This is a genomic window from Haliscomenobacter sp., from assembly GCF_041740695.1.
Classification (GTDB): domain Bacteria; phylum Bacteroidota; class Bacteroidia; order Chitinophagales; family Saprospiraceae; genus Haliscomenobacter.
The window spans coordinates 21,398-34,605 of the sequence record NZ_JBGSLK010000107.1 but is presented as its reverse complement, the minus strand read 5'-3'; the positions used below and the strand labels follow the sequence as shown (position 1 = coordinate 34,605).

Genomic DNA, 13,208 nt, shown 5'->3' with positions numbered 1-13,208 from the left:
AATTTATTGAACAATCGTTAAAAAAGCGAGTTTTTGAGCAAGTTTTTGACTAAATGGGTATTAAAAAAAAGTTAAACCCACTTTTGGCTTGATACTTTAGCGTACGGCTGCCGTCAAAATAGCGTTCTTGTAACAAAAAAAATTTACCATGCGCGGACGTTACCTAGTACTGCTGCCCCTTCTAGCCTGGGGTGTTTTGCACAATTCAGTAGAAGCCCAGTTGGGCGGTTTAATCAACAAAGCCAAAAATGCCGTAATCGGCAAAGGTGGCGACCTGAGTGCTGATGAGGCTGGCTCCGGCCTTAAAGAGGCCTTAAATGTGGGCATTGATCAGGCAGTAAGTTTCCTTTCGGCCAAAGATGGCTATTATGCCAGCCCCTATAAAATTTTGATGCCCGAGGAAGCCAAAGCCATGGCGGCTAAATTGAAGATTATCCCTGGCTTTGCCAAGTTTGAGGAGGATTTATTGGAAAAAATGAACCGGGCTGCGGAAGATGCGGCTACTCAAGCCAAGCCCATCTTTGTCGATGCCATCAAACAAATGACCTTTAAGGATGCCATGAACATCCTAATGGGGCAAAAAAATGCAGCTACCCAATACCTGCAAACTACCACTACTTCGCCATTGACCGAGGCCTTTTTGCCGGTGATTCAAACCTCGTTGGACAAATTTAAAGCCCGCGAATATTGGGCGAGTGCGGTGACTGCCTACAACAAAATTCCATTGGTGAAAAAAATGAACCCAGAGCTGGACAAATACGTCACCGAAAAGGCACTATTGGGCATGTTCCAATTGGTAGAGAAAAAGGAATTGGAAATTCGTGAAAATGTGGATTCCCGCAGCAGTGACCTGTTGAAGAAGGTATTTGCCAAGCAAGACAAGAAGTAAGTTCTAAAGCTAAAACAAAGCAGGGCGTCTTCATGGACGCCCTGAATAACCCCAAAAAACCAAATGAAAACAATCTACATATGAATACTCTTTTTCAAGAGAATTGAAATCTACATCCAATATTGCAAAAAAATGCAGCTATTCGCTTATTTTTCAGCTTTTAACAGCACTTTAACTTAAAAGAAAGTAAAGTAAAAAATGTTTACTACTTGTGTTTTACAAAAACGTCAAAACCAGTAGAAAAATATACGGAGTCCAAAGCATTTTTTTTTGAGCCACTTTTTAGTCATTTTCTCAATTTTATGTTTTAATTTTGGACATAAACCAACAACGTGGCTAAAGTAAAAAAAATATTCGCCTGTTCAGAATGTGGAGCCACTGCCCCCAAATGGGTCGGTAAATGTCCCGCTTGTGGCGAATGGAATACCTATCAGGAAGAAATTATCTTTAAAGAAACCCCGCAGGAAACTGCAAAGAATGCCTGGAAGCCCAAAGCAGGCCCCTTGGACGGCCCTAAGCCCATCGCCCTTCCCAATATCAGTGCGAGTAATGTGATGCGCCTGGTGACGCCCGACAATGAGTGGAATCGAGTTTTAGGCGGTGGTATTGTACCCGGTTCTTTGATCTTGATTGGTGGCCAACCCGGAATTGGCAAGTCCACACTCTTGTTGCAGGTGACTTTGCAATTGAAAAACAAGGTTTTATACGTTTCTGGCGAAGAAAGTGAAGAACAAATCAAGATGCGTGCCGATCGACTTCCACATTCCCAGGACCATTGTTATATCTTGACCGAAACCAATGTAAGCAAAATCATCGCCTTTGCCAGCGAATTGGAACCTGATTTGGTCATCATTGATTCCATCCAAACCTTACAATCGCCGTACATAGAATCTACTCCAGGGAGCATCTCGCAGGTGCGCGAATGTGCGGGAGATTTGCAACGTTTTGCCAAAACCAGCCATGTCCCGGTAGTCATCATCGGGCACATTACCAAAGACGGATCCATTGCCGGACCTAAACTCCTGGAGCACATTGTGGATGCCGTGCTGCAATTTGAAGGCGACCAGCATTACACTTACCGCATCCTCCGTACCATCAAAAACCGCTTCGGTTCTACCGACGAGATGGGTATTTATGAAATGCAAGCCAATGGCCTGCGCGAAGTATCGAACCCTTCGGAGTTGTTGCTTTCCCAAAAAGAAGAAGATCTAAGTGGCAGTGCAGTGGCAGCAACGATGGAAGGTATGCGCCCCATGCTAATCGAAACGCAGGCGCTGGTGAGCAAAGCGGTGTATGGCACCCCCCAACGCTCGGCCACGGGTTTTGACCTGCGGCGTTTGAGTATGCTCCTGGCGGTATTAGAAAAAAGAGGGGGTATGCCCTTTGGCATGAATGACGTATTCCTCAACATTGCCGGTGGGATTAGGGTGGATGATCCGGCAATTGACCTCGCCATCGTGAGTGCTTTGATTTCTTCTTTGGAAGATGTGGCGGTGCCCAGCAACATTTGTTTTGCCGCCGAAGTAGGGCTATCTGGTGAAATTCGCGCCGTCAACCGCATCGAGCAGCGCATTCAAGAGGCCGAGCGCTTAGGGTTTAATGAAATTTATTTTTCCAAATACAATTTGAAGGGCCTGGACCAGAAACGTTTCGGCATAAAATTGCGGCCAATCAGCAAGGTGGAGGAACTGTATCAGGCCTTGTTTGTTTAGTTTTAAACGATTAATCGCTTTTTATGAAACCAGTAATTCTCTTCGACGGGGTATGTAATCTTTGTAATGGATTTGTCCAATACATCATCAAGATTGACCCACAAGGTAAATTCCAATTTGCAGCGCTGCAGTCTGACTTTGGACAAGAGGTAATGGCTAAAGCACAATTACCTGTCAATGAATTAAGTACAGTCGTGCTTTACGACAACGGTAAAATTTTTACCCACTCTAATGTTCCCCTGGAAATTTGTCGGCAATTGGGTGGATTTTGGCGGCTTTTGCTGGTCTTTAAGTTGATTCCATTGTCCTTGCGCAACCGCCTCTACAACTGGGTAGCCAGCAATCGTTACCGTTGGTTTGGACAACGAGAAAGCTGTATGATTCCGACTCCGGAATTACGGCAACGGTTTTTATAAACTCTTCATTTTTTATCCCTATTTTCGCCCCCGTTTAAAAATCGACAAATGAGAAGGACCGAAATTGCTAAAGTATTGGCTCAACCTGTACTCAATGAATCAGTTACTGTGATGGGTTGGGTGCGGGCTTTTCGTGGCAATCGCTTCATTGCCCTCAATGATGGCAGCACCCCGCATACTTTGCAAATTGTGTTGGATGCGGAAAAAATGGAGGAGTCCATCCTCAAAAAAATCAAATTCCACGCCTGTTTGAGTATAACTGGCCAATTGGTGGCTTCCCAAGGAGCTGGCCAGGCGGTAGAGGTATTGGCGGAAAATGTGGATATATTGGGCGAGTGTAATCCTGAAGATGGGTACATGATGCAGCCCAAGGCTCAAACCATGGAGTTTTTGCGTACCAATGCACATTTCCGCATGCGGACGAGCACTTTTAGTTCGGTATTTCGTTTGCGTCATGCCGTAGCCTTTGCGGTGAATAAGTTTTACAACGACCGAGGCTTCTTTTACATGCACACCCCCATCATTACGGGGAGTGATGCAGAAGGTGCCGGCGAGATGTTCCACGTCACCACCCTGGATGTCAACAACCCACCTCGAACAGAAGAGGGTGGCGTAGATTTTGGCCAGGATTTCTTCGGAAAAGCGACCAACCTTACCGTTTCTGGTCAATTGCAAGGCGAAATTGCGGCCTTGGCGCTGGGGAAAATTTACACTTTTGGGCCTACTTTCCGGGCTGAAAACTCTAATACACCCCGTCACCTGGCAGAATTCTGGATGATTGAACCAGAAGTTGCCTTTAATGACATTTACGACAACATGGACTTGGCGGAGGAATTCACCAAGTACCTGATCAATTATTGCCTCGAAAATCACCTGGCTGACCTCGAGTTGTTGGACAAACGTTTGGCAGAAGAGCAAAATGCTTTGCCTAAAGACAAGCGTCGGGCCATGGGTTTGATTGAGCAACTGCGTTTTGTGGTCGACAATGCTTTTGAACGCATTACCTATACCGAAGCGGTAGAGATTTTGATGAAATCGAAACCGTACAAAGAGAAAAAATTTGAATTTCCGGTAGAGTGGGGGATCGATTTACAATCGGAACATGAGCGCTACCTGGTGGAAAAGGAATTCAAAAAACCGGTCATCGTACGCAACTACCCCAAGGAAATCAAAGCTTTTTACATGCGCCTAAACGACGACGATAAAACCGTAGCCGCGATGGACGTATTGTTCCCGGGTATTGGGGAAGTGATCGGGGGGTCTCAGCGTGAAGATCGCTACGATCTGTTGCTCGAGCGGGTGAAAGCAGTGGGCATTCCAGAAGAAGATTTGTGGTGGTACCTTCAATTGCGTCAGTTTGGTGGTGCGCCCCACGCTGGATTTGGCCTGGGATTTGAACGAATGGTGCAGTTTATTACCGGCATGTCAAATATTCGAGACGTGATTCCATTCCCACGGACGCCAGGAAATGCAGAATTTTGATCTCTCTTGGGGCGGCTTGTTGGGGCAACCCTATGTGGTTGCCCACCAAAATGGATAACCACACAGGGTTATCCCTACCATATTTTGGGTATTTTTTAAATTTTTATATAATTTTTCTCCTACTTTGAAATATTGTCCCTATACTTGTACCATTATGACGTTGTTATGACAATTCGATGCTTTTCGTTGAGTTGCGGGCAAAAAAAAAGCCGTACTCTGATGCACGGCCTCACGCTAATAACAAATCATAATCTCATGAAAAAATAAGACGACCTAAAAATCTTTATTAGAACGAACTAATGTCAAGTTTTGTTGCCTTTAACAGCTTGATTATGGAAGGTTCCCCGCATTTTTTTCGCGAGGAACCTTTTAAAGTTTATGGGACTATGATTACCGCACGACCAACTTGCCTGTGTTGATTAGTTGCCCTTCAGATGTTAACCGATACGAATAAATACCGGCGGCTAGTTGATCACGATAAACATGACAAATATTGCTGTTAAAGAACTTTTGCTGAATCAATTTTCCACTTAGATCATAGACGCTCAGCTGTAGTCTATTGTATTGACGGCCTTTGACTTCCAAAGTCACCATCTCACTAAAAGGATTGGGATAGATGTCTACTTTTACACTAGGGACGAACACTTCCTGACTCGAAGTCAGAATACTCACAAAATCAGGGAAGTGATCGACCATCCTGCGTACGGTGTTGGTTCCGGAGGGTAAACGGTAATCGAAATACACTGTAGCGCGATTGTCGATCACCGTCCCCCTGGGATTGTTCGGTTTTTGGGATGCCCGGAATTCAACGTATCCGTATGTTTTTTGCGTTGTGCCGCCGTTGGCGGGCAGCAGATTGATACTGTCGAATGTAATCTTCAGGATACCACCTTCATATACTTCTAAAAAGTAAGGATGGCTACTGGCACCAGGTATGACTGTGGTGGGGTCGATTGCCTGGCTCAGGGTATCTCTGATTACTACACGCTGAACGGTATCACTGCCGGAGTTTTGGAATAAAACAGTAAATGTCAAATCGGTTTTTGCATCAATGGTACTTTGTTTACCATAGCCTTTGGGATGGCCTCTTAATGCCACCGGCTGCACAGCGCTTAAAATTTCTTGTATGTCAACCGAGACAAAAGCATCCTGATCGTCTTCAGGAAACTGGGTTACATGTCCCGTTTTTATTGGTGTTCCCGTTTCGGCGCATCCTTCCACTGCCACTGTTGGCAAGCTTCTTCCTGGGTGGCCTTCCGATTGTTCTGCAAACAAGCGCAAGGTTGATCCCGCAGGATTAGGAATACGGACCTCAATGGTTTGTCCACTTTGCAATTGATAAGTCGGGTTAACATCGCGCATGATCACGTCATCGACAACTACGATTCCTTTTTTCCGTTCCAGCATATTGCCTTTGCCAATATTCTGAATCTCAAAAATTACCGTGTCTTGTTTACATGCGCCGCGTACAACGATGCTTGAACGATCCCAGCGGGGATCGAGATCCAAGCAAAATGTATCTGGGAAAACCCTGGCGGAAACCAGTCCACTTTGGCCATTTGCGATACCACTACAAGCAAGTGCAGTGCTGATCGAAAATGAACCACAGCCGTTGACTGGAACTGTACCGAGGCGGAAGCGCAATTTACCATCGCTGAGTTGTTCTGCCGAGATGCTAGATGACTTGAAGGTCAGCTTGCTATCTAAAGCCAGATCAACGTAGGCGTTTGTGGCATTTGCCGTTCCGGTGTTGCAGTAGTTGACGACATAATCTACGTCGCTGCACTCAGCAAGGAATGGAGTTGTAATGTCCACTTCCATGTAAGGGCAATCCACTGCTGCCTTGGCACCAAAATCAACCCGCAAAGAATCGTAAAACTCACGAAGGCGTACGTTTACTCCTTCTGCATTACAAGCTGCCCAGTAGCGATTGGGTGGCAGTACTTTTAAGTTGTACACTCCGGTGTCTACCAGAATGCTGTAGTTGCCATTTTTATCGCTGGTACCATATACTACTTGAATACCTTTGGTTGCTTTGATGATCCAACCTGAGAGGGGGGCCTCTCCGTTGTCATAATCGCATTGGTTGTCGCGGTCTACAAAAACCCGGCCGTTAAGGCGATTGGTAATGGTGTTTCCCGAGGCATCCGTTTTGACCAGAATGAGGTCATTAAAGGTGTTGAGTAGCTGGCCGTTGTAACCGGTAATGATGTATCCACCTGCTTTGGTGGCTTGAATATCGCGACCTTCTTCAGTAAACTCTGCATCGCCGATCGCTTTTTCCCATAGTATGTTGCCTTTGGCGTCAACTTTGGCGACCAAAAGGTCTACGTTTGCAGCACTTACCAATTTCAGGCCGGTGATAACCAAACTGCCATCCTTTAATTCAGTAATGGCGTTGGCTTCTTCTTCTACATTGTCGTCTCCGATGGAGCGCATCCAGCGCTGATTGCCATTCGCATCGTATTTTACGATGAGGGCGTCAGCATTGTCGTTGATCACTCCTGCAACCGCTAATCCATTGTCTTGTGTAGTGATAATGGCGCGACCTTCTTCGCGGAAACTATTGGCGATCCGGCGTTCCCAGATGATGTTACCCGTGCTGTCAACCCGATAAAGAACGATGTTATTGTCGAATCCAGTTTCGCTGCGGCTATTGCCCAAAAGTGCAAAACCCTCTCCGATGCGACTCAGGCTTTTGCCCTCATCTTTGCGCGGCGTACCATAGGTTTTTGACCAGATCGCTGTGCCATCGGCATTGAACCGAACCAATAAGATGTTCTCATCTTCGTCTGTGGTTGCTTTGCTGGTACCAATCACGGAGAATCCTCCGTCTGAATTGAGAACAACGTCGCTTGCGCGCTCGCTGCCTGCTCCACCAAATTGCTTACTCCACAGTAGACCGCCTTTGCGATCTATTTTTAAAAGGTATATGTTTTCCCTCTCCCCTGGTTTGCCAACAATGTTGCCAACGATGAGGTAATTTCCATCAGCCGTAGGGATGATTGCTCTAGCCTGTTCCTGAAAACCTTCGTCGTAGTACTTGGTCCATAAAATGGTACCATCGATATCGGTACGTACAACGAAGATGTTCTGGTCATTGTCTGTGCCGAAAGATTCACCGAACCCAACTACGATAAATCCTTCGTCTTCAGCTTGCAGAACCGCCCAACCTTCGTCCTCTTTAGAACCGCCAAAGTTGAACTGCCATCCCTGTGCTTTCAATCCGCCTGCAGTCGTTAACAATAACATGATTGCAACTACAAAAGAATGCAATGTGATCATGTTATTTGCAGGTCGGAGTTTCATGAGTGCTAATTCTAATTGCTTTACTGCTGAATGCAATACAAAGATGCAGCACCTTTCTGCTAGAAACAAAGACAAAAAACGGCAATTGTTGAAAAAAAATACCTTTTTCCTTTGCGATATCATGGTCTTATGACTTTTTTATTTTTTGATTGACAATGTTTTATAACTTTGCATGCATTGAAAATTCTGTTGAAAAAACATTTTTTTAAACCCATGCAAAATAGTCAACTCACCCACATTTTATTTGCACTTTCTAAGAAAGAAAGCCGGGAATTGCGCAAATGGCTGGTCTCACCCATCCATAATCAACGCTCGGACGTGGTACAATTATATGAGTATCTTACGAGTGGGAACCGCCTTGAGGATGACAAAAGCCTAGAAAAGGAGCGGATTTTTAGAAAATTGTACCCCAAAGAGGCGTATGATGATGCCCGGATGCGGCAAGTGATTCATTTTTTGCAGGAATCGATTGAAAATTATTTGACCTTTAAAAAAGCTGCAGAAGATGAAATATTATCCAAGCTGTACCTCGCCCAAAGTTATCGGGAGCGTAAATTAATGAAGCTCCACGATAAAATCATGAAAGAAATTCAGCAAAAACAGGAATTCCAACCTTTGCTCAACGACGAATCAATGGAGTTGCGGTATCTGGTAGAAAAAGAAAAGTCGCTGCAATTGAGTGAAAAGTCGCGGGCAGTAGCCTTGAACTATCAGGAAATGTCGGACATCGCAGAAATGGCTTTTATCGCCAAGAAGCTAAAGATGGCTTGCCTGATGCTTTCCCATCAAAAAATCTACAAAAAAGATTACGATTTTGGCATGCTGGATGCTCTTTTGGACTACCTTAAAACCAAAGAGGCCATTTTGGACACCCCATTTATCAAGGTGTACTACCACATTTACAACCTGTTTCGCTTTCCGCAGGAAGAAGAACACTTTTACGAGGTAAAAAATAATTTGCGGAATTACGATTATGCGTTCAGCAATGCCGAAAAATCGGATTTGTACCTGATCGCCATCAATTATTGCATTGGCCGAATGAACATCGGGAGCAAACAGTTCGTGCGGGAGGCTTTTGAGTTTTATCAAAAAGGTTTGGAGCATTCCATTTTATTAGAAAACGGCTTTTTAAGCCCCTTGAATTTTCGGAACATCGTTTCTATTGGTACCACCCTCAAAGAATTTGACTGGGTGAGCACCTTTATCGAGGAATACCAGCAGAACCTGGCCCCCGAGTACCGCGAGAATTTCGTGAAATTTGCGATGGCGCGCCTCTACTTTGAGCAAGGCGACTACGACCGGGCCCAAGACCTTTTAATTCAGTTCGACATCGATGACATTTTGATCAACCTCACCGCCAAAACCATGCTGATTCGCGTGTACTACGAAAAGGATGAGTTTATGGCGCTGGAATCTCTATTAGACAGCATGCGGGCCTACATCAACCGCAAAAAAATGCTGGCCTACCATAAGATGTCCTTTAAAGAATTGATCAGTGCCTCCAAACGTTTGATCAAAATCCAGTTCAACGACCGCAAGAAGATTGAAATCTTAAACAGTCAGATCACCAATTCAAGGATTTTGCCTTCGCACATGAAGGAGTGGTTTGTGGAGCAATTAAAAAAATTGAGGCGATGATAGGATTTTTGGCCTTTGACATTTTCAAATAATTGGTGTAAATTTGAAAAAAAGAAAACACCTGCGTTTCAATTTTTTTCTTTGAAGCACAAATACTTTAAATGAATGATAGACACAACTGATACTACCTTCAACGTCAATATCGATGCTCTGGATTCCTCTTTCCTGGATGATCTAAAAAAACAACTTGGCTCAGTTGAATTAGAGATTCATATTCGGAAGAGACCAGAAAATTGGCTGACTGAGGCAGATTTCTGGGCAATTATTGATTTGTTGGACTGGTCTCAGCCGGAGGATGATCAAGTTGTGCTTAAACCAGCTATTGATAAACTAGCGGCAATGCCCATTGCCAACATCCATCAGTTTCAGGATATTCTTTCAGAAAAGCTATGGTTGCTCGACACAAAGCAACATGCCCAAGTATTTATTGATGAACATCCAAAAGGGCGGCTTTCGGTGGACGATTTTCTTTATGCGCGATGTGCTGTAGTGGCCGAAGGACAACAGTATTTTGTGGATGTGGTGCAGCATCCTGAAAAAATGCCTCGTGAAATCGTTTTTGAAGCACTTTTGTTTTTGGCGGCAGAGGCATATGAAACCAAAACACAAAAGCCATTTATCCATACGCCCAAATACAATTACGAAACCTACAGCAACGAAGAGGGCTGGGCCTAAATCTGCAGTTATGCATCGAAATTCCAATCAGAATCAAGACCCTCATCATTTGTACGAAGTTTGGGACAATCAAGAGGAGGAAGTTTTTAAATACGGCATAAGTTCAGAACCAATTGAAGAAGATGGACTTTCTAAAAGGATAAGAGAACAACTAAGGGATATGAATCTTGCGGTGGGTTGGTTGAGGTACATTGCCCGAATTCTTTTAACCAACATCTTTGGTCGCCTGAAGGCTAAAGACATTGAAGATGAGCATATGGATAAATTTGAACAAGAAAAAGGGAGACTTCCACGTGGTAATTTAAAGCGCAACCGCAAAAAGTAAAAAGACGCTAGCTATCTTCGCACCCCACAACCACTACCACCATGACCATCATCGAAGTCCAAAGCCCAGAACACTGGAAACTGTTCCACCGAGTACCCCACCGAATCTATGCCAAGGATCCAAATTGGATCACACCGATGGAAGGCGATGTCCAAAGCACCTTTACTCCGGGCAAGAACCATGCTTTTGAGCACGGCGAAGCCAAAGTTTTTGTACTTCTGGATGAACAAAACCAACCAGCCGGGCGCATTGCCGCCTTTATTGACCACCGCAACAATAAAATACAGCCTTATCCATTGGGGGGTATCGGCTATTTTGAGTGCATCGAAGATCCGGCTTATGCCAAGGCTTTATTTGAAACAGCAGAAAACTACCTCCTTGAAAAGGGCATGAAAGCCATTGATGGACCGATCAACTTTGGTGGGCGCGATAAATTCTGGGGTTTGTTGGAAAAAGGATTCGATCCCCCCCTGTTTCAAGAAACGTACAACCCACCTTATTATAAAGACATGTTTTTGGCCAATGGCTACATCGCCTGGGAGCAAATCCTCACCATGAAGGGGCACCCCAAAGACATCGACCTGTCGCGATTGCGAGCCGTCATCGAACGAGTCCGTTCGGGCAACAACAACATCCGCGTGGAAACCTACAATCCAGCAAAACTGGAACGGTACGCTGATGATTTCACCGAAGTGTACAATGCTGCCTTTGGCCACTACGAACATTTTCGGCCTGCTGACCCGGAAGGATTTAAAAAATTGATGAAGGAGGTCAAAAACATCATCGATCCCAAATTTTTGGGCATTGCTTATTATGAAGACAAACCCGCCGGGTTTTGTGCATTTTTCCCCGACATCAACCCTTACCTCAAGTTTACCAAAGGCAAACTCAACTGGTGGAAAGCCCCCCTGTTTTTGCTCAAACTCAAACTATCCAGGCGCCGACAGGCCAAGGGGACTGGCTTTGGGGTCCATCCAGCTTACAAAACCAAAGGTATTTTTGCCTTTATTGTGGAGTTCATGAATTCCGATTACATCCAAAAACGTTACGACAACATCTACCTGACCACAGTAAGAGCCCACAACAAAGAGGCGGTGAGCATTTACATGAAAACGGGAGTTTGGATTGATCGGGTGCATGTCGGTTACCGAAAGTCACTGGATGAGTCGATTGTGGTGGAGCCGAATTATTTTATGGAGATTGCGTAAAATAAAAAAATACCCCTTCGGTGGAGCCATCCAGCCGAAGGGGTATTTTGCATTTTTCAAGCAATTGAGCACTTAGGCTCTCTTGATGAAAAACGCTTTAGGAAGATAAAGTACAAGTTCTTGATTGATGACGAGTTTACCTTCACGAATGTCATTCCATTTCACCAGATTGTCTACAGTAGTGCTGAACAAGGTGGCGATTCTGCTTAAATCATCACCCTTGGTAGTCACGTAAGCCGTTTTGATGGTACCGAATGGCAACTTCGAATTGCTATCCAGGTAACTGCGCAGCAAAAGTGAACTTTCGCTGTTGGGCAACATCAACAGATGGCCTTTGGCACTGCGGGGAATGATACCGCTAGTGAAGCTGGGGTTTAGCGCCGCAATCACTGAAGTTTTTACGCCAGAGATACGGGCAATTTCGCCAAAAGACAAGGTGCGGTAGATCCGGACTACCCGAGCATCAGGCGAGTAGTAGAATGGAATAACGGGCTTTAAGTCGTGTTTGTGATAGTAGCTCATCACGTAAGCGGTAGCCAGATAAGCGGGGACGTAACGGCGCGTTTCGTGCGGCAAATATTTGCTAACAACGCTGTAATTTTTGGTGCCAGCCTTGCGCACTGCCGACTTGATGGTACCGATACCAGAATTGTATGCGGCCAACACCAAGGTCCAATCACCGAGTTCATCGTGCAGGTATTTCAGCATTTGTACTGCTGCTTCGGTAGAACGGTACAGGTCAAGTCTTTCGTCGACTCCACCGCCCATTAACAAGCCATAGTGGCGTGCAGCGATAGGCATCAATTGCCAGATGCCCGAGGCACCTACAGCAGAACGCACTTGCGGTTGCAAGCCCGATTCGATGACCGACAAATACTTGAGCTCTTCAGGTAATCCGTATTGATTGAGATAGTGCTCAAATACGGAGAAGTACAGGTTGGAGCGACCAATAACGAGTTCTGTCTCTTTTTTACCAGTACCAATGTACTGACGAATCCGAGTCATTACTGATTCGCTGGTTTTCACTTCGATGGGTAGGCTTAGTTTAACAAGCCGTTCCTTCACGAGTGTTTCGGTAAGTGCAGTTTTGCTGGAAATAATACTTACCTCGGTTTTGTGTGCTTTCGCGCCAACAACAGCTGGAGAAGCGGTCAAGCCGATCACCAGCGCCGTAGCAACTGTCCATGGGAAATTCATCAAAACAAAATTTGGTGATACTGAACTAACTTTTTTGCAATAATTCCATTAGTTTGACCTAGTCAGTTCAGTTGGGCAATATACCCCAGCAACTAGATGTGTGTCGAAGACTCCATTTCGTTACCGCCGTGAGGCAAAGTTAAGCCCGTTTATCGGTTTACGCAATGCATTGTAAATCAATCACGATTTAGATGCCCTTTGTAAACGATTAAGTATTTTGGAAAATTATTTGGTAATTTTTGCCAGTTTAGAGGTGATTTTGGGGCTTTCCTTATGAAAATCCAAATAAATGCAATGGATTCGGCCAAACGAGTGTACCTGAAAAGTGGTATATTTTTTTACTTATTTAACGTTTTT

10 protein-coding genes are annotated in these 13,208 nt (G+C 44.9%); 8 read left to right on the top strand and 2 right to left on the bottom strand.

Annotated features, from left to right (window positions below):
• The first annotated feature begins 148 nt into the window (after positions 1-148).
• From ACEW9O_RS21025 to asnS, 4 genes are all read left to right on the top strand, one after another.
• On the top strand, positions 149-889 hold the full coding sequence (locus ACEW9O_RS21025) for a DUF4197 domain-containing protein (RefSeq protein ID WP_373552170.1): 741 nt from the start codon (positions 149-151) through the stop codon (positions 887-889).
• Between the two features lie 332 nt (positions 890-1,221).
• On the top strand, positions 1,222-2,601 hold the full coding sequence (gene radA, locus ACEW9O_RS21020) for a DNA repair protein RadA (protein ID WP_373552169.1): 1,380 nt from the start codon (positions 1,222-1,224) through the stop codon (positions 2,599-2,601).
• 23 nt (positions 2,602-2,624) lie between these two features.
• Entirely contained in the window at positions 2,625-3,017 is a 393-nt protein-coding gene (locus ACEW9O_RS21015; protein WP_373552168.1) for a thiol-disulfide oxidoreductase DCC family protein, read from the top strand.
• 48 nt (positions 3,018-3,065) lie between these two features.
• On the top strand, positions 3,066-4,499 hold the full coding sequence (gene asnS / locus ACEW9O_RS21010) for an asparagine--tRNA ligase (RefSeq protein WP_373552167.1): 1,434 nt from the start codon (positions 3,066-3,068) through the stop codon (positions 4,497-4,499).
• 390 nt (positions 4,500-4,889) lie between these two features.
• On the opposite strand, the gene ACEW9O_RS21005 is transcribed toward asnS, so the two are convergent.
• On the bottom strand, positions 4,890-7,751 hold the full coding sequence (locus ACEW9O_RS21005; RefSeq protein ID WP_373552166.1) for a T9SS type A sorting domain-containing protein: 2,862 nt from the start codon (positions 7,749-7,751) through the stop codon (positions 4,890-4,892).
• Between the two features lie 270 nt (positions 7,752-8,021).
• On the opposite strand from ACEW9O_RS21005, the gene ACEW9O_RS21000 reads away from it, so the two are divergent.
• The 4 genes from ACEW9O_RS21000 (at position 8,022) to ACEW9O_RS20985 (ending at position 11,654) form a co-directional block, all read left to right on the top strand.
• The gene (locus tag ACEW9O_RS21000; RefSeq protein ID WP_373552165.1) at positions 8,022-9,446 is read left to right on the top strand and encodes a hypothetical protein; all 1,425 of its coding nucleotides are present in this window, start codon (positions 8,022-8,024) and stop codon (positions 9,444-9,446) included.
• A 105-nt stretch (positions 9,447-9,551) separates the two neighbouring features.
• Entirely contained in the window at positions 9,552-10,121 is a 570-nt protein-coding gene (locus tag ACEW9O_RS20995) for a DUF4240 domain-containing protein (protein WP_373552164.1), read from the top strand.
• 10 nt (positions 10,122-10,131) lie between these two features.
• Positions 10,132-10,446, top strand: coding sequence for a hypothetical protein (locus ACEW9O_RS20990; protein ID WP_373552163.1), 315 nt, complete (start codon positions 10,132-10,134; stop codon positions 10,444-10,446).
• Between the two features lie 41 nt (positions 10,447-10,487).
• The gene (locus ACEW9O_RS20985; RefSeq protein ID WP_373552162.1) at positions 10,488-11,654 is read left to right on the top strand and encodes a GNAT family N-acetyltransferase; all 1,167 of its coding nucleotides are present in this window, start codon (positions 10,488-10,490) and stop codon (positions 11,652-11,654) included.
• Between the two features lie 72 nt (positions 11,655-11,726).
• On the opposite strand, the gene ACEW9O_RS20980 is transcribed toward ACEW9O_RS20985, so the two are convergent.
• On the bottom strand, positions 11,727-12,851 hold the full coding sequence (locus ACEW9O_RS20980) for a transglycosylase SLT domain-containing protein (RefSeq protein ID WP_373552161.1): 1,125 nt from the start codon (positions 12,849-12,851) through the stop codon (positions 11,727-11,729).
• Positions 12,852-13,208 lie beyond the last annotated feature (357 nt).